Origin of the sequence: Pantoea sp. EKM10T, from assembly GCF_011800685.1 — a bacterium.
Taxonomy (GTDB): domain Bacteria; phylum Pseudomonadota; class Gammaproteobacteria; order Enterobacterales; family Enterobacteriaceae; genus Pantoea; species Pantoea agglomerans.
In genome coordinates this window covers 339120-363043 of sequence record NZ_JAALEU010000002.1, presented here as the reverse complement: position 1 = coordinate 363043, position 23924 = coordinate 339120, and the positions used below count along the sequence as shown (strand labels likewise).

Annotated in this window: 19 protein-coding genes and 1 pseudogene; 7 read left to right on the top strand and 13 right to left on the bottom strand. The window is 53.1% G+C overall.

The genetic code is table 11. The features are described 5' to 3' along the window. Nucleotides 1-213 precede the first annotated feature (213 nt). A complete protein-coding gene (locus HFD95_RS05265; protein ID WP_052270839.1) occupies nucleotides 214-774 on the bottom strand; it encodes a hypothetical protein in 561 nt (186 codons plus the stop codon). Nucleotides 775-1108: 334 nt separating this feature from the next. On the opposite strand from HFD95_RS05265, the gene HFD95_RS05260 reads away from it, so the two are divergent. Then, nucleotides 1109-2065, top strand: a complete 957-nt coding sequence (locus tag HFD95_RS05260) for a D-2-hydroxyacid dehydrogenase family protein (protein WP_052270838.1) — start codon at nucleotides 1109-1111, stop codon at nucleotides 2063-2065. Between the two features lie 245 nt (nucleotides 2066-2310). On the opposite strand, the gene HFD95_RS05255 is transcribed toward HFD95_RS05260, so the two are convergent. Beyond that, entirely contained in the window at nucleotides 2311-2721 is a 411-nt protein-coding gene (locus tag HFD95_RS05255) for a hypothetical protein (protein ID WP_243208617.1), read from the bottom strand. Nucleotides 2722-2980: 259 nt separating this feature from the next. Between HFD95_RS05255 and HFD95_RS05250 the strand changes: the two genes are divergently transcribed. Then, the gene (locus tag HFD95_RS05250; RefSeq protein WP_060679808.1) at nucleotides 2981-3433 is read left to right on the top strand and encodes a GNAT family N-acetyltransferase; all 453 of its coding nucleotides are present in this window, start codon (nucleotides 2981-2983) and stop codon (nucleotides 3431-3433) included. A gap of 400 nt (nucleotides 3434-3833) precedes the next feature. Here the strand turns inward: HFD95_RS05250 and HFD95_RS05245 are convergent, their stop codons facing one another. From HFD95_RS05245 to HFD95_RS05225, 6 genes and pseudogenes are all read right to left on the bottom strand, one after another. After that, nucleotides 3834-4517: an O-methyltransferase gene (locus tag HFD95_RS05245; RefSeq protein WP_052270837.1), complete on the bottom strand. Its 684-nt coding sequence runs from the start codon at nucleotides 4515-4517 to the stop codon at nucleotides 3834-3836. A 906-nt stretch (nucleotides 4518-5423) separates the two neighbouring features. After that, nucleotides 5424-5640, bottom strand: a pseudogene (locus HFD95_RS22290) (DUF6434 domain-containing protein). A gap of 269 nt (nucleotides 5641-5909) precedes the next feature. After that, complete coding sequence (locus tag HFD95_RS05240) at nucleotides 5910-6101, bottom strand: hypothetical protein (RefSeq protein ID WP_052270835.1); 192 nt, start codon at nucleotides 6099-6101, stop codon at nucleotides 5910-5912. Between the two features lie 181 nt (nucleotides 6102-6282). Continuing rightward, on the bottom strand, nucleotides 6283-6606 hold the full coding sequence (locus tag HFD95_RS05235; protein ID WP_010670456.1) for a hypothetical protein: 324 nt from the start codon (nucleotides 6604-6606) through the stop codon (nucleotides 6283-6285). A 132-nt stretch (nucleotides 6607-6738) separates the two neighbouring features. Next, nucleotides 6739-7032 carry a hypothetical protein gene (locus HFD95_RS05230; RefSeq protein ID WP_181955252.1) on the bottom strand — a complete coding sequence of 98 codons (294 nt, stop codon included), beginning with the start codon at nucleotides 7030-7032 and terminating at the stop codon, nucleotides 6739-6741. Nucleotides 7033-7084: 52 nt separating this feature from the next. Next, nucleotides 7085-7321, bottom strand: a complete 237-nt coding sequence (locus tag HFD95_RS05225) for a hypothetical protein (RefSeq protein ID WP_223565647.1) — start codon at nucleotides 7319-7321, stop codon at nucleotides 7085-7087. 894 nt (nucleotides 7322-8215) lie between these two features. On the opposite strand from HFD95_RS05225, the gene HFD95_RS22285 reads away from it, so the two are divergent. After that, nucleotides 8216-8389, top strand: coding sequence for a glyoxalase superfamily protein (locus HFD95_RS22285; RefSeq protein ID WP_228312227.1), 174 nt, complete (start codon nucleotides 8216-8218; stop codon nucleotides 8387-8389). 238 nt (nucleotides 8390-8627) lie between these two features. On the opposite strand, the gene HFD95_RS05215 is transcribed toward HFD95_RS22285, so the two are convergent. Together HFD95_RS05215 and bglX are read right to left on the bottom strand one after the other, a co-directional pair. Further along, entirely contained in the window at nucleotides 8628-9503 is an 876-nt protein-coding gene (locus HFD95_RS05215) for an oxygenase MpaB family protein (RefSeq protein WP_033779532.1), read from the bottom strand. Between the two features lie 96 nt (nucleotides 9504-9599). Then, complete coding sequence (bglX, locus tag HFD95_RS05210) at nucleotides 9600-11897, bottom strand: beta-glucosidase BglX (protein ID WP_010260314.1); 2298 nt, start codon at nucleotides 11895-11897, stop codon at nucleotides 9600-9602. 155 nt (nucleotides 11898-12052) lie between these two features. Here bglX and dld point away from each other — a divergent pair, with 155 nt between their 5' ends. The 3 genes from dld (at nucleotide 12053) to HFD95_RS05195 (ending at nucleotide 18147) form a co-directional block, all read left to right on the top strand. Continuing rightward, nucleotides 12053-13756, top strand: a complete 1704-nt coding sequence (gene dld, locus HFD95_RS05205; RefSeq protein WP_010260312.1) for a D-lactate dehydrogenase — start codon at nucleotides 12053-12055, stop codon at nucleotides 13754-13756. A gap of 293 nt (nucleotides 13757-14049) precedes the next feature. After that, nucleotides 14050-15447 (top strand): OprD family outer membrane porin, encoded by a 1398-nt coding sequence (locus tag HFD95_RS05200; RefSeq protein WP_167429916.1) that lies wholly within the window; start codon nucleotides 14050-14052, stop codon nucleotides 15445-15447. Between the two features lie 48 nt (nucleotides 15448-15495). Further along, complete coding sequence (locus HFD95_RS05195; protein ID WP_167429915.1) at nucleotides 15496-18147, top strand: beta-N-acetylhexosaminidase; 2652 nt, start codon at nucleotides 15496-15498, stop codon at nucleotides 18145-18147. A 472-nt stretch (nucleotides 18148-18619) separates the two neighbouring features. On the opposite strand, the gene HFD95_RS05190 is transcribed toward HFD95_RS05195, so the two are convergent. The 3 genes from HFD95_RS05190 to HFD95_RS05180 form a co-directional block, all read right to left on the bottom strand. Continuing rightward, nucleotides 18620-21067: a DUF3772 domain-containing protein gene (locus tag HFD95_RS05190; RefSeq protein ID WP_010260302.1), complete on the bottom strand. Its 2448-nt coding sequence runs from the start codon at nucleotides 21065-21067 to the stop codon at nucleotides 18620-18622. Nucleotides 21068-21293: 226 nt separating this feature from the next. Then, nucleotides 21294-22241, bottom strand: a complete 948-nt coding sequence (pbpG, locus tag HFD95_RS05185) for a D-alanyl-D-alanine endopeptidase (RefSeq protein WP_010669685.1) — start codon at nucleotides 22239-22241, stop codon at nucleotides 21294-21296. Nucleotides 22242-22419: 178 nt separating this feature from the next. Continuing rightward, a complete protein-coding gene (locus tag HFD95_RS05180) occupies nucleotides 22420-23007 on the bottom strand; it encodes a Yip1 family protein (protein WP_010260296.1) in 588 nt (195 codons plus the stop codon). A gap of 205 nt (nucleotides 23008-23212) precedes the next feature. Here HFD95_RS05180 and HFD95_RS05175 point away from each other — a divergent pair, with 205 nt between their 5' ends. Continuing rightward, nucleotides 23213-23794 carry a DedA family protein gene (locus HFD95_RS05175; protein WP_010260294.1) on the top strand — a complete coding sequence of 194 codons (582 nt, stop codon included), beginning with the start codon at nucleotides 23213-23215 and terminating at the stop codon, nucleotides 23792-23794. Nucleotides 23795-23924: the final 130 nt, after the last annotated feature.

The window sequence follows — 23924 nt, the reverse complement described above, 5'->3', positions numbered from 1 at the left end:
CGCCCGAACGAATGAAGCAGGGACTGTCAAAAACAATGTCCGCTATGAGCGAGAAGCAGACTTAGCGGTTGTTCTCAGTACCATGAAGAGCTAGTTAAACCTAGGTGTATTAATCAAATGGGAGCAGGTCAACCTGACTTGTCCCCATAAATTATGATATTGCGATGCTAGCAAAATCCGCTTTTAGCAATTACTGTGAGGGTAACTCCTTTTTCAAATCAGGATACCCGTTTTAAGATCGAGCTTAAAAGATTCCCAGCCTCCTGGCGGGTCCCACTCTCCTTGGCCAAGCACGGTATCATTCTCTATTGATGTTATGATTACACCATCAATGGCGCACTGCCTGGATTTCCAGAGAATGCCTGCAGCAATATCCATCAGAAAAACGTGGCAGTAAGTTGCAACCAAAACCCGATCATGTAGCTTGTCAGTATGGATGTCAGGCACTGAATAAATATGGCCGACGTAATCACCTAGTGGATGGCTTCTGAACGCGTGTGTGGCTATGTCAAAAACATGAAAATAGTCCCCACAAATGATAGCCACGTGGGATTCATTGAGGAGAAAATCAGAAAAGGCGCTGGAAATAAGCCAGCCATCCTCATCTGCACGTATATATAACTGTAAAATCAGAAGGGGCTCACCGTCGTTTCTGATTAGCAGTCGCCGATCCTTTTCCCCCTTAGAGCCAAAAGGATTGACGTCGATGATCGAAACACCTTCCGTTTCAGCGCCGGGCGTAAGCTGTTCAATATAGGTCGCTTGTAATGTCACTGACTATCCCAAGTGTGAAATGCAGAACAACTCATACAACTTTACAAGCTGAGGTCACGACAGCGTCATACGTTGTCATATGTGCTGACCAGCCCCGCAGATTAGTCATTCCGATGTTAGCCACGTCCGCTCCTGGCACACAGCGGACTTACTGCAGGCTTAGGTCCGTTATGAGCGAAAAGCGGACATTGACGTCCAGCATAAAGACTGACATATAATAATTAAGGAGTTAAATATCAGAAAATGCTCCACAATTCGAGGATCGGAAGCATGATGCAATCTGAACTTACTGAAAACAATAGCGTTCAAATAAAATAAAAAATGAGGGTTTTTGATGGCTATTCATATTTTAATTCCTGATGACTATCAGTTTGCAACTCAACAGCTGGATTTCCTCCAACATAATGATAGATTCCATTGCTCAGTGCTGGGAGATCTCAGCAAAGATTCACTAGCAGATCAGCAGTTATCATGTGCAGAGGCATTGATACTCATCCGCGAAAGAACTGTTATTGATGAAGCATTTCTGCGACGCACACCGCATCTAAAATTAATCAGTCAGACCGGTAAGCTGGCGAGAAATGTTGATATTGATGCGTGCACACGGGCTGGCGTATCCATTGTAGAAGGTGTTGGCTCCCCGGTTGCGCCTGCTGAATTAACCTGGTTGTTAATCATGGCATCCAGACGAAAATTAGTTTCGTCGGTGAATGCTATGGCTGAGGGCCGATGGCAAACGGAAATAGGCTCAGTCGTCCATAATCAGGTGATAGGCATTTTGGGCTATGGAAAAATAGGTAAACGTCTCGCCTCATTTGCAGCCGTTTTCGGTATGCAGGTTCAGGTATGGGGAAGTATGCGAGCGCAGGGAGAAGCACGTGCTGCCGGATTGTTGGTTCCGGAGAGCCGCGAGCAGTTTTTTGCAACCAGCGATGTCATAACAGTACATCAAAGATTGGTAGCTGCAACCGAAGGAAATATTACGCCTGCTGATCTCGCGCTGATGAAAACAGATGCGTTATTCGTGAATACCAGTCGTGCTGAACTTGTTTGTGAAGGCGCGCTGCATAACGCACTGAAACAGGGTCGGCCCGGATTTGCAGCACTGGACGTTTACGAAGAAGAACCTTTGTACAACCCACAAGATCCTTATCTACAAATGCCTAATGTTCTTTGTACTCCACATCTGGGATATGCTGAAAAGACCAGCTATTCACTCTATTTCAGAACGGCATTTAATAATATTGTGCGGTTTTTTGAAGGTGATACTTCACATGTCATTAATTTTTGAATTATTTATTCAAAAATGGGACCACCTTTTTGTCAACTAATCCCAGTAACGTCCGCTTCTGGCACAAAGCCGACCGACAACAGGACAAGGTCCGCTATGAGCGAGAAGCGGACGGTCAAAGTTGTTCTGCAACAGATGAAGACTTGTCGTAGCTACATATTAATCAACAGGGAGCAGGTCAGTGATAAAAAGGGGCAGACCAAGTGCGAAAACACCGGCGCCAGGCCGGTATCAGTAGGATAAGGTTAAGAGAATTCTATTTTGCACTCTGACAGAGGAATAGAGCGGCCATCGGTAATAACAAATTGATCACCTTCAATTTGAGCCAGTAACAACCCCATGCCTTTGGCACCAGCTTCGATATCCTTTCTCCATCCGTCAATATCACCGTGATATATGACAGCATGAAATAGCGGACCATCCAGTGGAGGAATGCTGCACCCTGCTTCATTGACCCCCCCACTAGTTGCGTTCGTAGGATCAGCGAAGCATGTAATATTTTTAAATTGCTTTCGGAATTTGTTTTTCCCATCATCAGAAAAATACATAGTTTCCCTTGTCGGTGCGCCATCCATGCCAGGGATGACTCTGGCATCTGATCTTTCTAGCTTCCCACCTAAAGACTTTTCCAACTCATCTATCTGATTAGCCAACACATCACCTCCGTTTTTCACTGGCGCAATTACAAACTTAACGTTTTTAACACCTGATTTATTTAAGATTTTTTAGCAGTGACTAACTAACTCTAGACTATTAGTATGCATTACTACGTTGAAATAAAGCTCCAATATGAGATGTCCGCTTCTGGCACAGAGCGGACATTGATGGCAGTAGGAAGTATGAGTGTGCCATTGTCATACTGGACACAATCATAATACTGTCCAGACTATGCAGATTGAAATCACTGGAAGAATCATGAATATCCAACTCACAAGCGTCACCCCGGACAGCCCAGGATTTACTGAGTTAAGATCGCAGAGCATGGCTGAAGGATTTAACATGTTGCGCCGACTGGAAGATAACTGGCTTAGCGGACACAACCGTTTTGACAGACCCGGAGAAAAACTAATTGGGGCTTCTGTAGACGGATTAATCATTGGCGTTTGTGGACTCAACATCGACCCGTTTACGCTAAAAACTGGCATCGGACGTCTGCGACATCTCTATGTAGACTCAGGATGGAGAAAAAGGCAGGTTGGCAGTGCCCTGCTCAGTGAGATACTTAAGAATTCTGGCCACTGGTTTGATTTTATCAACACAAACTCTCCTCCATCGGCATTCACATTCTATGAACGAGCTGGCTTTGTTGCTTTGACTGGCATAGAAAAAGTCACGCACCATCTCTGTCTCAGAGACCCAGTGCGTTGATATAGTCACGTCCTGGATAGACCGCATATTCTGCCCAGTGAACCGCTTTTCAGGAACGCCTGACGAGATACAGCCCTGACGTAACCAAACCGAACCACTTTCCGGCAAATCAGAGCTTTTACAGTTAAATCCGCGCCGCCCTGGACACTCTGCGTTTCTGACCAGGCATTCAGAACGGCGGCTTAAACATCTTCAGGAAATCAAAGGAACTGACTGGCAGCTTTGAGCAAGAAGCAGACCTGCTTGCTAAAAAACTTCAGAATTAATCGGGCCAGAACGAAAGTATGAGTAAAACCAGTACGCGATAATCAATGAGGAATTTGGCGTCTAATAATCTACAGGGAATGGTATGAAAAGACCGCCCGGCGGCGGCTGAACTTTGCGTTGGTAAGATAGATAATTATATGGCTTTAACTACAGCCATGACGAAACCATCCCATCCCTTTTCACCAACAGTCTGAATGGCTGTGGCCTCAAGTCGCTCATCAGCTGAAATTATCTGAATAAACTCTCTCAGACCCTTCACATTAGGATCATCACTAGCAGAATTAATCACATTACCACCACGTACTGAGTTATCCCCCACAATTACAGTGCCTTGCTTCGACAATTTGATTGCCCATTCCAGATAGCGTGGGTTATTTACTTTATCGGCGTCGATAAAAATAAGGTCAAACGGCGCTTTAAGCGTAGGTAGGACATCAAGTGCAGCACCAGTGTGAAGCTCGACGCGCTCAGTTAATCCGGCATTTTTTATATTCTGGCGGGCAACCTCTGCATGATGCTTATTAAACTCAATGGTCGTTATGCTTCCATGTTGGGGCAAAGCATTGGCCATCCATATCGTGCTGTAACCTCCAAGCGTTCCTATTTCAAGAACGCGGACAGAGCGAGTCATTTTAATGAAAATGGCCAGCATTTTTCCCTGCAAAGCAGACACATCGTGTGTGGGTAATCCTTGCTCTAAGTTATTAGAAAGTGTGTATTTTAAATCTGCTCCTTCAGGCGCGAGCTGTTCAGCAAACCAGGCATCTACCTGTGACCATTTATCAGAATCTCGGGAGGCATAATCAGGGGTTCGCATAGGGAATCTATTCTCCTTTAGTGTCCATTTAGGAAGTTTAGATGCCTACTGTTACAGCACCTGGCACGTTACCGCTTCTCGGGGCATTAAATTTTGCAGAACTACGAATGTCCGCTTCTGGCACAAAGCGGACGTTCAGCAGGCTAAAGTCCGCTATGAGCGGGAAGCAGATATCGACAGAACCTTTCCTATGCTGGCGTTTTATGTTTTCCTTCGCTTAGCCATCTGAACTAGTACTTCGCCATGAAAATCTACTGGACCCACAAAAGTATCCCCGAACTGAAAGACTTATCTATGAGGGAGCGTGGAAGGCGTTGGCGGAGCGCGTATAAATCGGCTTTCCGGCACTGGCAGATCTGGGGTGGTCTCGTTCTCTGCGGAGTCCTTGCTGGCGCGGGAGCGTACTTTGGCGGCATAGTCGGCACCGTAATATTAGCTGGGCTTGGCGGATTTATTTACAGTCAGATCGTGACACTCGTTGTCCTGAAAAATTATCGTCACCGGCTGAAGGACGAAGCAAACTAATCTTTCAAGACTTTAAGGCTGCAAGACTCAGCAAGTTACACATAACGGTTCTTCGTTCATACGTCTTAATGTATGCCTCGTGGTAGCAAATCATAGTCAGCCAGCTGAACCGCACTGGTCCCCCCACAGCTATGTGGGCAAAAGGTCTGCGGCACGCCAATAACGCTGGCGTTGCTCGGTCGCAGTGATTTTTTCGGTTGCTGAAGCGCGCAGTTATGTTGAAACGCGCATACCCCCCCTCTTTCAGCTGACCGTAAGAAATCCTGGTTGTCAGAGGCAGGTGCCTTATTGCGCTAACCGCATACAGGTAATCACGCGACTGGCATAAAGCAGATCTGCAATTGCGTAGTTCGCTATGAGCGAAGACCGGACGTTCCTGCACTAAAGTGAAAGTGGATGTCTGCGCTTCCACTCATCAACCACATCACCCAGATTTTTTTGTACGTCATTTCGTATCCAGGCCATAAACTCGCGATCAAACCGGAAATCTGGACCACACTCATTGACCATAAAACGGCGAACGTTTTGTGTGTTTTTTGTAGTCTTTATCTACGATTGTAAAGCGTGTTAATGAAGAACTATGCCAGTCAATGTTCATTTGTTGGCTCCTGTTTTAAACAAACGATAGCTGCGTTCAAATTTAACACGTGACCTTGAAATGCCCGTTTTTAGCACGAAGTGGAACTACTGAAGAGTCAAGAAGTCAGCCAGGGCGAAATCACTTAATACCGGAATCTCGGTGACCTGACTGACAGATATTCATCACGTTATCTTTTCAATAGCAACACTACTTTGAAGCCCTGGCACCGCTCATTCCCGGCGAGCCGTCGTGATCTCCATTGCTGCCTGCCTGTCCACCCTGACCACCTAATCCGCCGGGTCCCGCGTTGCCGCCGTTTCCACCGTTGCCTGAACCGTCACCGTTGCCGCCGTTTCCTCCATTACCTCCTTCTTCGCCGCCGCTTCCCCCATCTCCTCCATCTCCATTAGAACCGGCTCCGGCATTCCCGCCATCACCACCGTTCCCATTGCCAGACCCGTCACCGCCATTCCCGCCATCTCCATCCTCTGCGATGGCACTAAAGCTGGCGGTGAAAGTCAAAGCCGGCAGCAGAAAAGAAGGCGTACAGAAGATTGCTATTCGAAGTGTTATGACAGCTATAACCAATAATGATCTTAAAAACGTGCGTAAAGGAAAAATTCGCATTTAAAATCTCCTTCATTCAATTCATCACTTTATTTAATCAGGTGTTTCCCCCATCCCCGCCATCACCACCATCACCACCGTTCCCTCCTGGTGAATTATTGCTGCCGCCATCACCTCCATTTCCACCATCAGCTCCATTCGCTCCTGCAGCTCCTTCTCCTCCTTGCCCATTGTTACCGCTATTGCCCCCATCCCCTCCATCACCGCCATTCCCCCCAGGCGAATCAGCACTATTGCCATTGCCACCGTTGCCACCGTTGCCGCCATTACCACCCTCAGGCCCGCTTCCTCCGTTTCCTCCATTCCCGCCATTTCCCCCTGCAGAGCCACTGCCACCGTCACCACCATTCCCGCCATCAGCTATTTGATGAACCAGATGGGAAACAGACACTACATTAGTATCTTCCTTATTTGCCCACGCATTTGCCATTGAGTTGAGAGACACAACGGTAAAAATGCTCAACGTGAAAACCTTATTTATTCTGCTATTCATCCGTTAGCTCCATTAGCTCCGGGCGCGCCGCTTCCGCCATTTGCGTTTCCGTTACTTGTGTTGCCGCCATTACCGCCGTTGCCACCGTCGATGCATGACGTCCCCGATACCCCTTTCTTACCGTTTTCTCCATTAGCGTCACCATTTTCAGTCGTACCGCCATTTTTCCCATTCAGATATGAGCAGTCGTTATGTTTATGATGATGCTTGTTCGAGGCGTGGGCGCTCAAGGCACTGATTGTCAGAACTGAGAAAATAAGAGAGTTGATGACTATATGATTGGATTTCATATTTATATCTCCATAATGAAAACGCGATGAAATAATCCACCGCGTATTAAAATTAAGCATGCCTTTTATTATGCACCGCCATCTCCACCGCCATCTCCGCCGCCATTATCGCTGCCGTCACCATTACCGGTTCCGTTATTGTCCCCGCTGTCATTCCCATTGCTACTGCCATTTCCACTGTCGGCATTACCGCCATTACCACCATTACCGCCATCCCCACCAGGAGCTCCTGGTGAGTTGTCATTACCACCATTACCCCCGTTGCCACCGGCAGAACCAGGGGCACCATTGGCATCGCCGATTAAGACAAAGGGATGCACAGAGTCTGATGTGACAGGCACACTGTGCAATGGAGTTGCGGCAGACAGACGAGCTGCAGTGATCAGTAACAACCCTAAAGCAAAAGTGATTTTGTTCGGTCTCATAATCTATCCTTAAAGTAAGAAACACATGAGAAAAAATACATTACGGATAACCCCGCTGTAGGGGTACCTCAAGTAAATTAAAAAAAACAGGAAAATAGAAGAAGTTCAGGTGTAATCAGAAGTGTCTCGGGATTAGCTGATGTGTATAAAGCAGCAAAAGTATTTGCATGATTTCGAATGCATGTTTCTGTGCGGCGCTAATTTATTAGGCATAATCACAAAGTGAGATGCACGTCACGGTCACATATTTTACAAGCTGAAGCACATTACATTTTTATTAATTATAAAATTTCATTCTTAAAATAGTAAAGGCTGTATAGATTATTTAAAAAAGCATTTATGAAAAATTAAAAACCGCCTATTCTTCAGATATTCAAGCCTACTAAAAGGTTAGCCTCGCATTTAGACAGTATCTCCGGCGCACTCCGGGTTCGCAAAAATAATGTCCATCACTTTTATTGGACATTGTCGCGTAAAACACCGTACATGGCTCCCTTCCTGCAGGCTGGTCTGTCAAAGATAGTTATATTCGTGCAGGCCTACGAGACGACAGAAATGATATGAATAAAGGAGGGCGGCTGCGCCCTGCAGGACGCAGCCAGACATCAGAAGGTGGTCCAGTTTCCGTCTGTATCAGCAGGCGCTTCCTTCTTAACTGCGGTTGGTGAAGATACAATTGCATGCCGGGTGGCTGTGGGATGTGAGACTTTAGCAAGCGTGAACACTGACACTGACACTGACTGCAGCTGCGGGGAGACGTGTTCCCGCAGGCTCTGCGAGGCCGACGCAGATTCCTCGACCAGCGACGCATTCTGCTGCTTCACACCATCCATCTCCGTTATGGTCGCCCGGAAATAGTGAAGCAGGACTGGGGAGATATTCTGGAAGTCTTCAACCCATTTGGAAACCGGCTCCGATTCTGTCAAAGCTGATTTATTCTTCTCAATACAAAGGGGATTGCCATAGGCATTACCCCTTTTTTCATACGCACGAAATGTCCGCTCCTGGCACAAAGCGGACGTTGATATCTGCCCCGATCAGCCTATTTTGAATAACCCAAATAAATTTATTGGGTGAACAAAAGCGTCTATCCAATTAGCAGCATCAATCACTAGTGCTGCCTAATCTCTTTATGACCACTAGCCCCCCACCCTTTTACCAGTGAACCCCTCACCCCACATCCCTGCCCATCCGCACCATTGCCCGATACCAGGCACCGCGCTGAATCGACCACCTTAATCCCACCGCAATCGCATTAATCTTCCTGTCAATGATCGCCTGCTGAAAGCGGCCGATCTCAGTACCGGACATTGCCTGCGCCCAGGCTGGCATCAGCCCGAACCCTGACTTCAGCATGATTTTCATCACCGGTTTTGCCTGCCAGCTGGGTGCGGGAGCATTCATCAGCAATCGCGTCACTTCGGCAGTGCGATGATCAAAGCGCAGCTCTGAACGCATCTGTTGCAGATAATCCGCAACATCAACAACGCTTTTCGGTACCTTCTCCGCCCCCAGCGCTTCGGCAATCTGCGCCGCTTCCTGATAGTACTGATCCTGCCCGGCGCGGCTGAGGTGTGGATTTTTGTAGCGCAGATGGGCGGCCAGAAAACGGCTGGTCTCCGCCACATGCACCCAGGTCAGCAGATGCGGATCGCTGGCGGCATAGGGTTTACCTTCGCTGTCGACGCCGCTGACTTTCAGGTGAATGCGTTTCACCCGGTCGATCAGCGTCTGTGCATCCTGCGAATTACCGTAGGTGGTCACCGCGATAAACTGACTGGTGCGCCGCAGGCGGCCCATCATATCTTCACGGAAATTGGAGTGATCCCAGACGCCCGCCAGTGCCGCCGGATGCAGCATCTGCAACAGCAGCGCGCTGATCCCGCCGCACATCATTGAGGTAAAGTCACCGTGGACGCGCCAGATCACGCTGTCCGGGCCAAACAGGCCGGGATCGCCAGGCGGTTGAGAGAGGTCAAATTCATTCATCGACAGGCCGTTAAGGCGGAATACCTGCTGCTGAATGCGGTCACGCAGATTAATCATGATGGCTCTGATAGTGGATATGACGCGGCGCGCCGTAGCAGGACGCTAACGACGCGCCGCATCACCTTCCCCTGACGTCAGGGGAAAGGCTGACGGTTATAAATAGTTGAACTGCCCATCCTCGGTACGAACGGAATCGAGTCCAATCATCACGTTGAATTTGCCGGGCTCTGCAACATGCTGCATCTGCTGGTTCCAGAACTTCAGCGCATCCACGTCGATTTTAAAGGTCACGGTTTGCGACTCGCCCGCTTTCAGCATGATGCGCTTAAAGCCACGCAGCTCCTGCACCGGACGGCTGATGGAAGCGACCGGATCGTTGAGGTACATCTGCACCACCGTCGCGCCATCGCGTTTACCGCTGTTGGTCACCGTTACGCTGGCTTCGATGCTGCCGTCACGCGGCATGGTCGGTGAGGACATTTTTACCGGCGACACGGTGAAAGTGGTGTAGCTCAGGCCGTAACCAAACGGATAGAGCGGGCCATTAGCCGCGTCGTAGTAGTGCGACGTGTATTTGTTCGGCTTAGCAAAGTTGTAAGGACGGCCAGTGGGCAGATGGTTGTAGTAGATCGGAATCTGACCCACTGAACGCGGGAAGGAAACCGGCAATTTGCCCGACGGGTTGTAATCGCCGAACAGCACATCGGCGATGGCGTTGCCGCCTTCGGTGCCGCTGAACCAGGTTTCCAGCATCGCATCGGCCATCCGATCTTCATTCACCACTGACAGCGGGCGTCCGTTCATCAGCACAATCACCAGCGGCTTACCGGTGGCTTTCAGTGCTGCTAACAGCTTCTGCTGGCTCGGCGGGATCACCAGGTCGCTGCGGCTGGAGGCTTCGTGCGCCATACCCTGCGCTTCGCCCACGGCGGCAACCACCACATCGGCCTGCTTCGCTTTGGCGACCGCGTCATCAATCAACTGCTGCGGTGAACGCGTATCCACGGAAACCGCCTGCTCATAGAGGTTCAGGAAGTCCTGAATCCCTTTGTTGTCGGTGACGTTAGCGCCCTTCTCATAGAGCAGCGTAGCCTTGCCTTCGGTGGCATTGCGCATGCCCTGCAGCAGCGAAACGGATTGCTTCGCCACGCCAGCGGCGGACCAGCTGCCCATAATGTCGCGCTGGCTGTCTGCCAGCGGACCAATCAGGGCAATGGTGCCCGATTTTTTCAGCGGCAGCGTTTCCAGGCGGTTTTTCAGCAACACGATGCTCTTACGCGCGACGTCGCGCGCTTCAGCCCGGTGCAGACGGCTTTCCGCATTGGTGTCCTGCGGATCGCTCTCTTTCGGACCTAAATGGCTGTAGGGATCGTTAAACAGGCCCATGTCATATTTGACGTTGAGCACATGGCGCGCCGCATCGTCAATCTCCGCCATGGTGACGTCGCCGCTCTTCACCAGCGCGGGCAGATACTTGCTGTAATATTCGTCGCTCATGCTCATATCGACGCCCGACTTCAGGGCGATGCGCACCGCTTCCTGCGGATCGCTAGCGACGCCATGCTTGATCAGCTCTTTGATTGCGCCATGGTCGCTGATGGTGATGCCTTTGAACTTCCACTTATCGCGCAGCAGATCTTTCAGCAACCAGCTGTCCGCCGTGGCGGGTACGCCATTGATCGAGTTCAGCGCCACCATCACGCCGCCGCTGCCCGCATCCAGTGAGGCTTTATAAGGCGGCAGATAGTCCTGGAACATGCGCTGCGGACTCATGTCCACGGTGTTGTAATCGCGTCCGCCTTCAACTGCGCCATAGAGTGCGAAGTGCTTCACGCTGGTCATCACGCTGTAGCGATCGGCAGCACTTTTGCCCTGCATCGACTGCACCATGCTGCGACCCATTTCGCTGGTGAGATACGTATCCTCACCAAAGCCTTCGGAGCCACGGCCCCAGCGCGGTTCACGGCTGACATCCACCATCGGCGCCCAGGTCATGTTCAGACCATCGTCGGCCGCTTCATAGGCAGAGACGCGCCCCACCTCTTTCACCGCATCCAGATCCCAGCTCGACGCCAGGGCCAAAGGAATCGGGAAAATGGTGCGCTGACCATGAATAACGTCGTAGGCGAAAAACAGCGGGATCTTCAGGCGGCTGAGCTGCATCGCCTGATCCTGCATCGCGCGGATATCCTGACGGGTTACGGTATTAAAAATCGCGCCAACCTGACTCTTCTGAATCATGTCGCGAATCACTTCTTTCGGATTATCAGGTCCGACGCTGATTAAACGCAGCTGGCCGATCTTCTCGTCCAGCGTCATTTTTTTAAGCAGTTGGTTGACGAAGGCATCCCGCGCCTGTTCGGTCATCGGGTGGTTACCTGGCACTGTCTCAGCCAATGCCGGTTGCATCGCGAGGGAGACAGCGAGACTAACAGAGTAAATCCATTTCATCAGGTTGGGTTCTCTTAAGTAACTGCGCAATATCGAATTAACAGGCGGCAGTGTGCCACAAGATGAGAATAGCAGGTAGCTGCCGCTGTCACACTGCGTTGAGGTGAGTTGACGTGCTACAGTTAGGACGCACTGATAAGACAAGGGAATTGCTCATGATACAAACCTCTGCCCTGCTTTCTGACCTGCGCCGCCTGGTCGGCCCCACCCATCTGCTGACTGAACCTGAACAGACCGCGCGCTATCGCAAAGGCTTTCGCTCCGGCGAAGGCGAGGCGCTGGCGGTGGCGTTTCCCGGTACGCTGCTGGAGCTCTGGCGGGTACTGCAAACGCTGGTAAATGCCGATGTCATTATCCTGATGCAGGCGGCGAATACCGGCCTGACCGAAGGCTCGACGCCGCATGGCGACGATTACGATCGTCCGCTGGTGATTGTCAGCACCCTGCGGCTGGATAAGCTTCAGCTGATCGACGAAGGCCAGCAGGTGCTGGCGTTCCCCGGCAGCACACTCTATCAGCTGGAAAAAGCGCTGAAGCCGCTGGGGCGTGAACCCCACTCGGTGATTGGCTCCTCCTGCATTGGTGCCTCGGTGCTGGGCGGCATCTGTAATAACTCCGGCGGATCGCTGATCAAGCGCGGACCGGCCTACAGTGAAATGGCGCTGTTTGCCCAGATTGATGCGCAGGGAAAACTGAAGCTGGTGAACCATCTCGGTATCGATCTTGGGACGTCACCGGAAGAGATTCTGGGGCGGCTGGATGATGACCGCTGGCAGCCCAAAGATGTGCAGCACGATGGCCGTCACGCCTCCGATCATGAATATGCCGACCGGGTTCGTGAAGTGGATGCGGATACGCCCGCCCGCTATAACGCCGATGCGCGTCGCCTGTTTGAAGCCTCCGGTTGTGCCGGGAAGCTGGCGGTCTTCGCGGTGCGACTCGATACCTTCGCCAGCGAACCGCAGCAGCAGGTGTTTTACATCGGCACCAACGAGCCCGGTGTTCTCAGCGATATTCGCCGTCACATGCTGGCGCATTTCACCCATCTGCCGGTGGCGGGCGAATATATGCACCGCGACATCTATGACATTGCGGAAGTCTACGGCAAAGATACCTTCCTGATGATCGACAAGCTGGGCACCGACAAGATGCCGCTGTTTTTCACGCTGAAGGGGCGGGTTGATGCCTGGCTGAGCAAACTCTCCTTCGTTAAACCGCACTTCAGCGATCGCCTGTTGCAGCGCCTGAGTAAACTGTTCCCGGCGCATCTGCCGAAACGCATGAAGCAGTATCGCGACAAATATGAACACCATCTGATGCTGAAGATGTCTGGCGACGGCGTGGCGGAAGCGCGTAACTATCTGCGCGACTACTTCCGTGAAGGCGGTGGCGAATTCTTCGAGTGTGAAGGCAAAGAAGGTGCGCACGCCTTTCTGCATCGCTTCGCAGCGGCGGGTGCGGCAGTGCGCTACCACGCGGTGCATTCTGATGAGGTCGAGGACATTCTGGCGCTGGATATCGCCCTGCGTCGTAATGATGCGGACTGGTTCGAAACCCTGCCCGATGAGATCCGCGCCTCGCTGAGCCATCGTCTCTACTATGGTCACTTCTTCTGTCATGTGTTTCATCAGGATTACATCGTCAGAAAAGGCGTCGATGTGCATGCGCTCAAAGCGCAGATGCTGGAGATTCTTCAGGCGCGGGGCGCGGAATATCCCGCTGAACATAATGTCGGTCATCTCTATCAGGCCAAACCGCAGCTGGCGGCGTTCTATCGCCAGCTCGATCCTACCAACAGCTTCAATCCTGGGATTGGCAAAACCAGCAAGCAAAAGGGATGGGCGGTGAAGCAGGTTTAATCGCCTTATCGATCAGCCTGCTTATCTGAGCAGGCTGATTGTCATACAACCGGGAGGCCCGTTCGCACCGCCAGCTTCCCGTTGCAGTAGCCCTGCCAATAGCTAACATCTTCATCAAAATATTAATCTCCCCTCCCATATTGCACCTGCTTTATTTTATCTCATCGGGTTCTGCGCAATAGTTCACAAATCACCACGCTGCTAATTGATAATTCGCGTCGCGAAAAATAGAGTACCGCCACAATAATAATATTCTGCTTAATTATCCGGATTGTATTCAGGGAGGAATGATCATGCGAAAAATTAATTACGCGTTAGCGTTAGTTGAAATAGCCACCGTATTAATAGCGTTAACTGCAATAAGTTCATCACCGGCTTACGCCAGCGGATTTATTGAGGACTCATCGCTTAAAGGTAATGTTTTTTACTGGCAGCGTCAGCGAGATCGCAGAGACACCGATCCCGCCAGTGAATATCAGGGGCAGTATCGGGCTAATTTACATCATGCCTCGCTCAACAGTAATCTCGACTATCAGTCAGGCTATGCCGGAGAGTGGATTGGTCTGGACCTCGCCATTTTCGGTGCTGCTGAGCTTTCCAACAGCGGCCCCGCCGCACCCAATGAAATTGGCTTCAGTAAGGCGCGTACCCGCTGGGATGAAAAGTGGAATGGCGACAGCGGCGGTGCTTCTGTTTATAAAGCCGCACTGAAATTAAAATATAACGATTACTGGTTGCGTGCCGGTTATATTCAGCCAACCGGCCAGACAATTATTGCGCCACACTGGAGTTTCTTACCCGGAACTTATCGCGGCGTCGAAGTCGGTGCGCTGTATGATTTGCAGCAGGCTGGTACATTATCGCTCTCCTGGATGTGGAGCGACAAATATAAAGCGCCCTGGTATCGTGACTTATATGATTTTCGTCAGGCTGATGGCAAAACCCCTGTCAGCTACCTGCATTCGTTCGGTATGAAATATGACTTCAAAAATAACCTGGTGCTTGAGGGCGCATTTGGCCAGGCGGCGGATTATATGGATCAATATTTTGCCAAAGCCTCGTGGTCAGCTACGCCCGGTGGCAATGCACTTTACACCAGCTATCAGTTTTACGGGGCACACGACAAAGTATCGGGGGGTGCCGCTAATCCGCGTGATGTCTATGACGGCCTGGCCTGGTTACAGGCAATCACGGTCGGCTATACCGTCGGCCCGGTTGATCTGCGACTCGAAGGCAGCTGGGTCAAAGCAGAGGGGAATCAGGGCTTCTTCCTGCAGCGCATGACGCCAGGCTACGCCAGTTCCAATGGACGACTGGATATCTGGTGGGATGCCCGTTCCGACTGGAACGCCAATGGCGAAAAAGCGATCTTTGCCGGGGCGATGCTCGACTTAACGCCGTGGCAACTGGCGGGATGGAAAGTGGGCGCATCGTATGTCTGGGGCTGGGATGCCAGACCCGCCACGCTGCTCACCGTTGACCAGAGCCAGCGGCTGAAAGAGTCCGCCTGGAACCTTGATCTGATCTATCAAATCCAGCAGGGCCGCGCCAAAGATACCCTGTTTAAACTGCATTACACCCGCTACGACAATCACAGCAATCTGCCCAGTTACAGCGGCGGTTACGGCAACATTTTTCAGGACGAGAAGGACATCAAATTTATGGTTATCGTGCCGTTTACGCTGTTCTGACGCCCTGCAGACTCCCGGATATCTCTTCAGCAGCAAGGATGAATCAATATGTTTAAGTTAAGCCTTATCGCGCTCACTCTGCTGGGCGTTGCAGCCACAGGCCACGCCAGCTCGTCAGCGCAGCAGGTGGTGAATCAGATCAGCCAGTTTGGCGTCACTTATCAGGTGAACGATAATCAGGCCGCCCTTCATGGCACCGACTGCGCTGCGCTGGGTGCCGACTATGCCGCCTGCAATCGCGCCACCATTACCCTGACCAATAACGGCCCAGCCCTGACCGACAAACACTGGGCAATCTACATGAGCAACGTCCACCAGACCCTGCGTGTCGATAACGATCAGTTTAAAATGACCCATCTGGTCGGCGACCTGACCCGGCTGGAGCCGACTGAGAAGTTCACCGGCATTGGCGCGGGCGAATCGGTGCAGATTCCGATCGTTAACGAATACTGGCAGCTGTTTGCCACGGATGTGATGCCGCGCTGGTATGTGACGTCCGGGCAGGCCACCCCCAAAATTATTGCCAGCACCGATCATGAAGATCCCAGCCAGTTTGTGTTGCCGCTAGGGGATAACTGGCGACGCAGTGCCGATGACTGGAATATCCTGATGCAACCCGCCAGCCGGTTTGATAAAAACAGCGATGTTGCCACCCTGCCCGCCTCCGCGCTGCGCGGTCAAATCACACCCACGCCGCTTGCGGTAAAACTGCGTCCGCAGGATGCCGATCTCAGCCGTGGCGTCAGTCTGTCTCTGACCGGGCTGACCCGTGAAACCGGTGAGGCGGTGAAGCAGCGTCTGACCCTGCTCGGCCTGAAAGAAGCGGCTGATGGATTTGCTATCAGGACGCAGATCAAACCGGATCACTTCAGCGGCAAACAGGCTAAACCAGGCGCATACGATCTGGATATCACTCCCCGCCGCGCCATTGTGGTGGGCTACGATGCTGCCGGTGCGTTCTACGGTCTGATGTCGATTCTCTCGCTGATACCCACCGAAGGCGCGCCGCGTATTGCCACGCTGGAAGCCCATGATGCGCCACGCTTTGCCTATCGCGGCGCGTTTCTTGACGTTGCCCGTAACTTTCACACTAAGCAGGCAGTGATGCGGCTGCTTGATCAGATGGCAGCATGGAAGATGAACCGCTTCCACTTTCACCTTAGTGACGATGAGGGCTGGCGGATTGAGATTCCCGGCTTACCGGAATTGACTGACGTGGGGGCTAAGCGCTGCCATGACCTGAGCGAACAGCACTGCCTGCTGCCGCAGCTCGGTTCCGGTCCGTTCAGCGATAACAACGGCAGCGGCTATTTCAGTCGTGCCGACTACATCGAGATTGTGAAGTATGCGCAGGCCCGTCACATCCAGGTGATCCCGGAAATCGATATGCCCGCCCATGCCCGTGCCGCCGTCATCGCCATGGAAGCGCGCTATCAGCGGCTGATGAAGGAGGGACAATCTGAACAGGCCAGTGCGTATCGCCTGATCGATCCCACCGACGACTCTAATACCACCTCGGTGCAGCTCTATGACCGCACGAGCTATCTTAATCCCTGCATTGCGGGTTCACAGCGGTTTGTCGATAAAGTGATCGGTGAGATGCAGGCGATGCACCGGGAAGCGGGACAGCCGCTCGGCGTCTGGCATTTTGGCGGTGACGAAGCGAAGAATATCCGGCTGGGTGCTGGCTACTCGGATAAACGCGACCCTAAACCGGGCACCGGTCTGCGCGACTGGAGTAAAGAAGATCTGCCGTGGGCGAAATCGCAGGTTTGTCAGGCGCTGGTGAAGAGCGGCAAAGTGGACGATCTGGCGCACCTGCCGAGCTACTTTGCCCTGACCGTCAGTGACATTGTTAACCGGCACGGTATTGGCAAAATGCAGGCCTGGCAGGATGGTTTAAAACATGCCAAAGATTCAGCAGCCTTTGCCACACCGCGCGTCGCGGTCAACTTCTGGGACACCCTCTACTGGGGCGGTTTTGACACAGCCAGCGACTGGTCACAGAAAGGTTACGACGTGGTGATCTCCAGCCCCGACTATCTCTATCTGGATTTTCCGTATGAAGTTAACCCGCTGGAACGCGGCTATTACTGGGGCACGCGCTTCAACGACGAGCGCAAAATCTTTGGCTTCGCGCCGGACAACCTGCCGCAGAATGCTGAAACCTCGGTGGATCGCGACGGCAACTTTTTCAGCGCCAAATCAGAGAAGCTCTGGAGCGGTGCTTACGGCATTTCGGCCCAGCTGTGGAGCGAAACGGTACGCACTGATGCTCAAATGGAGCACATGATCTATCCTCGCCTGTTTGCAGCAGCGGAACGAAGCTGGCACCGCGCCAGCTGGGAGCAGGATTACAAGGCGGGTCAGGAGTATGCGGGGGGTAAAACCCATCTCGTCGATCTGCAGGCACGCCTGAATGACTGGCAGCGATTTGCCAATCTGCTGGGACAGCGGGAACTGGCGAAGCTGGATAAGGCGGGTATCGATTATCGCCTGCCAGTGCCGGGAGCCAGAATCGTTGATGGCATCCTGTCGATGAACGTGGCCTTACCGGGCGTTACGCTGGAGTACAGCCTGGACAAGGGCACAAACTGGCAGCGCTACGATGCCACCAGACCGCCGCAGGTCAGCGGTGCGGTGGCAATTCGCTCGGTGAGCCGCGACGGGCAGCGCACCAGCCGCGTTGAATCCCTGTAGCGCGTTGAATCCCTGTAGAAAGCGAAGTGTGAACGGGCTGAGAAGCCAGCGTTTGAATATGAAAAAGGCCGACAGAAGTCTAATGGCAGTCAGTTAAGCGACAGGGGATAACGCAGTCTGGTGCCGGGCAGGGGCTGGCGGTCCTCGCGCCGCTGCGCGGTTCCTTCACTTCATTCGCCTGCCTGACGGACCGACGGGGATGGCACATCCTGTGCCGCCCCGCCTTTCGCCCGCGTCCTGCGGGCTCTCCTGGCAGACTCATTCTGTTCAGCGCTGCGGATTACCTGCCCCTGCCCGGCCCCAGCCTGCTCTGAAACTTCAGTGTGTATTGTTAAAAAGGGCACGATAGTGAAGGCCTGAGCGCCGCTGTTGCTCGCTCGCCCAGAAAAAAAGCTGCCACGTTTGACCGTGGCAGCCTTTACAAATCTGATCTTAACTGATCAGCATTAGACAGCAGTCGGCCCTTTCACACCTAAACCAGCTTCTCTTCGGGGACCGGCTCCGCACCCGCCATCTGCTGACGGCGCTCGATAATCATGGTTTGCGGTGTGGAGAGCAGAATGCCCTCTTTACGCAGACGCGTCAGAATATCGAACAGCAGATCGCTCTTCGCCCCTGCGATCTGGCGCTGACCCGCCACGTTACCGGTGACGCTCAGTATAATTCCCTGCTGAGTCAGATCTTTAAACGAAACGGATGGCTCTGGCGTCTCCAGAATGCGTTCATTTTCGTTGTAGACCTCCAGCAGAATATCGCGCACTTTCGCCGGATCGATGTCGAGCGGGAACGTCAGCGTAATCGTGACCACCCCCTGCGCATTACCCATGGTGGCATTTCGCACGTTCTGCGAGATAAACTGCGAGTTCGGCACAATCACCGTGGATTTATCGCCCAGCTGGATCTCGGTGGCGCGCACGTTAATCCGGCGGATATCTCCTTCGATACCGCTGATGCTCACCAGATCGCCAACCTTCACTGGCCGCTCGGTCAACAGAATCAGCCCCGAGATAAAGTTCTTCACAATCTCCTGTAAGCCAAAACCGATACCTACCGACAAGGCACTGACGATCCAGGCCAGCTTATTCCACTGCAGACCCATGATCGACAACGTCAGCAGGATGACCAGTACATAACCGATGTTGCTGAACAGCGTCACCAGCGACACCCGCATGCCCACATCCATGGTGGTTTTCGGCAGGAAATCAGTGTCGAGCCAGCGGCGCACCGTTCGCAGCACATAGATGCCGACGATCAGGCAGATAATCGCATTCACCATATGCGCCGGGACGATATTCAGGGATTCAAGCCCTTTACCGCCCCAGAACTCAATCACTTTTTGCAGCAGTTCAATCGGCGTTGAAGAGGCAAAGGTCCCGTTGACCAGCGCCAGCGCCACAACCAGCACCAGGAAGGTTTTACCGATGGCCGTCAGCAACGTAGCCGTTTGCTGCAGATGACGCTCATTGATGTTAAGCGAACTCTGAATGCGGCGACCGGTTGCGTTACTGGTCGAGAACAGGCTCTCACAGCCATCGTTGAGCAGATGACTGAGGAAGTAGAACGAACCAAACAGCAGGCCGCACCAGATCACTTCATAACTCAGGAAGCGCGCCAGCGTGACGTAACCGATGAGCAGCGACACCAGAATGGCGATGCCGGTCAGCGTCAGGCCCATCTGGATCAGTCCGACCAGCGTAGAACGAGCCTCTGGTGGTGTGCCCGCCTGGGTCATACGGCGACGAACCCGGTTGGTGCGCATGCTGATCGCCAGCGCGGTAGTACCAATCAGCAGTGCCGTCAGCCCGTTGGCAAAAATGGTGGTATTCAGGCTGGTGCCGACGCTGTAGTTAAACGCTTCGACCGTCTGGAAGATAAAGACCAGCACGGCGGTAATCGGTGGAAACGGTTTTAACGCCATCGCCACTTCATTGGAGATGGTCGGTAAACGCCAGCTGGGTCGACGGGTAGAGAGGAAAGCGCGTCCCAGTCCGGCAATCAGGCCACAAAAGACACTGAGCCGAACCAGTTGATCCACAAAGTCCTGAACGTTTTCAGAAACCTCATCACGGCGGGTAAAGGCCAGGGCGATAAAGTTAAAGGTGAGGACGACAGCCACCAGGGTGGTCAGGGCTATCGCTGCCGCCAGGAAACTGCGGCGCAGCTTCCCTTCCGGCAGTTTGTGAATGCTAATCCAGGCCAGAAACTCTTCGCTGTAACGACGGCCAGCCGTCATCACCAGCATCGCAGCCAGCAGCCAGAAGACACTGCCCACGCGCCAGCCTGGCTCCCATGAGAGTGCCGCGGTGTCCTGCAACTCCTGCAGGAATTCACCGATTTTTTCGCCATCCAGATCCTGACTATTGAGCAGTGGTGACCAGAAGCGCGGCCCCAGAATGGTGCCGGAGTTCAGCGCCAGCTGGCTTTTCAGCTGATCGCGGCGCAGGTTAACAATCTGCGAGGAGAGCATCAGCGCGCCATTTTTAATGCCTTCGGCCTGTTTGATCTGGTCGTCGAGTTTGCTTTTCTGACTCTCCAGCGCGTTACGCTTGCGCGTGACTTCCGACGTCTCTTTTACGCCGCTGTCGGCTTTAGGTGCCGGCCCCAGAACCTGCAATTGGGCTTCCAGTTGCTGGCGATCGGGGAGCAGCGCCTGGCCCAGCGTGTCGGCACTGCCTGAGAGCTCAAGCGCCATTTCATTCAGCTGAGTCAGCTTGTTTTCGCCAGCATCAACGGAGACCTGACTTTTGATTTTATCGAGGATCTTCTGCATTTTCGGCAGTTCAACCGCAGCATTCAGCTTCGGCGGAGCATCCTGTTCCTGAGCAGCAGTGGCCTTATCATCCGCGGCCAGCGTCAGCGCCGGGGCAAACGCCACCAGCGCCAGCATTAACAATGCAAAAAAGGATCGTAGCTTAAACATATGAGTAAGATTCCGGCAGCTTAAATCAGGCGATCGTCCCTCGCCAGTCGCGCGTAGTGTAGGGCTTTGCAAGGGATGGCAATATAGGAATAACGGGCATTTTTCGGGCTAATTCGGTGCAGACAGAAGCGTGAAAATCGCTGTACGCCTCTGCCTGCATCATCCCGGATACCCGCTCAGCCTGCAGGTAATGCCAGTGTCCGCAGCGCGCAACACCGGCTGTTTTCTACTCAACGTCGGCGCTGCTGGCCCCATTACTGGCAACCTGGCCCGACTTCTGTTTTTTATAGGCCAGTGCGGCAGCCGGCACCGGCGCCGCTTTACCGGTCTCAATCCAGCTGCGCAGACGGTTAGCGTCGGCGAAGTGGGTATATTTGCCAAAGGCATCCAGCACCACCAGCGCCACCGGACGATTATTAATCATGGTGCGCATCACCAGGCAGTGGCCCGCCTCATCGGTGTAACCGGTTTTGGTCAGCTGAATGTGCCAGTCATCTTTATAGACCAGATGGTTGGTGTTGCGGAACGGCAGCGCATAGCTCGGATGGGCAAACACTGCCGTCTCCTCTTTAGTGGTGCTGAGCGCGCCAAGCAGCGGATATTCCCGCGTTGCTTTGAGTAATTTAACCAGATCCTGGGCGCTGGAGACGTTTTGCGTCGACAGGCCGGTTGGCTCCACGTAGCGGGTCTGTTTCATGCCCAGTGACCGCGCTTTCGCGTTCATCGCCCGGATAAAGGCGTTATAGCCGCCCGGATAAGCATGAGCCAGGCTGGCGGCGGCGCGGTTTTCTGAGGACATCAGCGCCAGCAGCAGCATATTCCGGCGGCTGATCTGGCTGTTGAGCTTAACGCGTGAGAAGACACCCCGCATTTCCGGCGTCTGGCTGACATCGACAGTTATCATCTCGTTCATCGGCAGATGCGCATCCAGCACCACCATAGCAGTCATCAGCTTGGTGATGGAGGCAATGGGCCTGACCCGATCAGGGTGGCTTGAAAACAGCACTTTATTGGTCGTGAGATCGACAATCATCGCACTGCCAGAGGCGATCTGCGGCTGAGCAATCGGCGCCAGTTGCGACAGCGACGTCGTCGCCTGCGCCGGAAGTGAAACAATCTGCCCTGAAACGAGCAGCGCCAGCGAAAGCAGGGTGGAACGAATTTTTGCAGGCATCGTAGAAAAAACCCGGTTATGAATATGTACTGTGTCAGACCGACACAGGCCGCCCGCTTCAGTGAGGTCGGAGCGCGGGCTGGCGGCGATATCATACCCGTAAGGTTAAGAAATTTCCTGGTGAGAGTGTTTCCGGGCGTAAAAAGAGAACTGCCGCCAGAGCGGCGGCAGCGATCGGTCAGAACAGATGCGGTCCATATCCCCACAGCACCACGGTTAATGCCAGTAATACTTCAAATACCAGCACGCCGATGGCCAGCGTTGAACCGGAAAAACGCAGACTCTCTTCGCGGTCGATATTAAGAAACAGTGGAATACCGATATAGAGCAGATAGCCGGTGTAGAGTAGCGCCAGGGCGCCCGCCAGCACGCAGAGCCAGACCAGTGGATAGAGTGCCACCAGCCCGCTGAGAAACAGCGGCGTGGCCACATAGCCCGCAAACACCGTACAGCGCTGTACGCCGGGGCGCTGCGGATAATCACGTGCCATCCAGTGAATCACGCGTCCCATTACCGCGACGCCACCCAGAATAATCAGATAGAACAGAATGCCAAGCCCAATCCCGGTCAACAGGTTGAGTTGCACATATTGCCCCTCGCCCAGATTCCAGCCCAGCTGAGTTGTGCCGATAAAGGCGCAGATCACCGGAATCGCCGCCATCAGCAGAACATGGTGGGTGTAATGGTGCGATACGCTCTCATTCTCTTGCTTGATATGACGCATTTCCTGATTCGGATGCGCCAGCAGACCCCAGACATGATTCATAGATTCACTCCTCTGATGCAGTGGGCCGCCCGATGATGCATCCGTCTTTGGGGGCAGCGTCCTCTCAAGTATAAACGGCAGCGAAACTTTCGTGGTGATCGGACAAAAAAACAGCATAAATAAACGGACCCATGAGGCACGGGCGGAAGCGAAGCCAAATCGCGTATAGACTGGAAGAAACAGTCACTGAACAGGGAGGGTCATTTTGCATCTGGATATCAACGCATTAATTACGCAGTACGGTTATCTGGCACTTTTTATTGGCTGTATCGCCGAGGGGGAAACATTTACGTTGCTGGGCGGCGTCGCCGCGCATGAGGGGCTGCTGCATTACGTGGGAGTGGTGCTGGCCGCAATGGGTGGCGGTATTGTCGGCGATCAACTGCTCTACTGGGTCGGTCGCCGCTGGGGCACACAGATCCTGCGCCGCTTTAAAAAGCATCAGGATAAAGTGGTCAAGGCGAACCGCCTGATTAAACGCCGTCCCAGCCTGTTTGTGATTGGCGTGCGCTTTATGTATGGCTTTCGACTGATTGGCCCAATCATCATCGGGGCCAGCCGCCTTAATCCGATGAAATTTTTTATTCTTAACGTCATCGGGGCGGCCATCTGGGCGCTGATCTTTGTCACACTGGGCTATTTCGCGGGCGGCATCATCGCGCCGTGGCTGCATAAACTCGACCAGCATCTGAAGCATCTGCTGTGGCTGGTCGGCGCAGTGGTATTCGCCTTTGCGCTGCGCTGGGTGATCCGCCGCTGGCACAACCGTCGTGCCGACCAGGAATAAATGAACCACGGATTCGCCAGCAGACGCCACCCGCTATGAGAGTGAGCTGACCGGTGGTAAGGGTCGCCGACGCTGAGCAGCGCCAGGCGACCCTGCTGGCGATTTCCCATGTCTCACCCGCCCTCACCCC

What these genes read in the sequence shown, in the direction of transcription:
- HFD95_RS05215 (WP_033779532.1), bottom strand. Translation starts at nt 9,503, where the DNA reads ATGATTAATCTGCGTGACCGCATTCAGCAGCAGGTATTCCGCCTTAAC.
- HFD95_RS05250 (WP_060679808.1), top strand. Translation starts at nt 2,981, where the DNA reads ATGAATATCCAACTCACAAGCGTCACCCCGGACAGCCCAGGATTTACT.
- HFD95_RS05180 (WP_010260296.1), bottom strand. Translation starts at nt 23,007, where the DNA reads ATGAATCATGTCTGGGGTCTGCTGGCGCATCCGAATCAGGAAATGCGT.
- HFD95_RS05200 (WP_167429916.1), top strand. Translation starts at nt 14,050, where the DNA reads ATGCGAAAAATTAATTACGCGTTAGCGTTAGTTGAAATAGCCACCGTA.
- HFD95_RS05240 (WP_052270835.1), bottom strand. Translation starts at nt 6,101, where the DNA reads ATGGCGGGAATGGCGGTGACGGGTCTGGCAATGGGAACGGTGGTGATG.
- pbpG (WP_010669685.1), bottom strand. Translation starts at nt 22,241, where the DNA reads ATGCCTGCAAAAATTCGTTCCACCCTGCTTTCGCTGGCGCTGCTCGTT.
- HFD95_RS05230 (WP_181955252.1), bottom strand. Translation starts at nt 7,032, where the DNA reads ATGAAATCCAATCATATAGTCATCAACTCTCTTATTTTCTCAGTTCTG.
- bglX (WP_010260314.1), bottom strand. Translation starts at nt 11,897, where the DNA reads ATGAAATGGATTTACTCTGTTAGTCTCGCTGTCTCCCTCGCGATGCAA.
- HFD95_RS05190 (WP_010260302.1), bottom strand. Translation starts at nt 21,067, where the DNA reads ATGTTTAAGCTACGATCCTTTTTTGCATTGTTAATGCTGGCGCTGGTG.
- HFD95_RS05245 (WP_052270837.1), bottom strand. Translation starts at nt 4,517, where the DNA reads ATGCGAACCCCTGATTATGCCTCCCGAGATTCTGATAAATGGTCACAG.
- dld (WP_010260312.1), top strand. Translation starts at nt 12,053, where the DNA reads ATGATACAAACCTCTGCCCTGCTTTCTGACCTGCGCCGCCTGGTCGGC.
- HFD95_RS05235 (WP_010670456.1), bottom strand. Translation starts at nt 6,606, where the DNA reads ATGGCGGGAATGGTGGTGACGGTGGCAGTGGCTCTGCAGGGGGAAATG.
- HFD95_RS05195 (WP_167429915.1), top strand. Translation starts at nt 15,496, where the DNA reads ATGTTTAAGTTAAGCCTTATCGCGCTCACTCTGCTGGGCGTTGCAGCC.
- HFD95_RS05260 (WP_052270838.1), top strand. Translation starts at nt 1,109, where the DNA reads ATGGCTATTCATATTTTAATTCCTGATGACTATCAGTTTGCAACTCAA.
- HFD95_RS05225 (WP_223565647.1), bottom strand. Translation starts at nt 7,321, where the DNA reads ATGGTGCCCCTGGTTCTGCCGGTGGCAACGGGGGTAATGGTGGTAATG.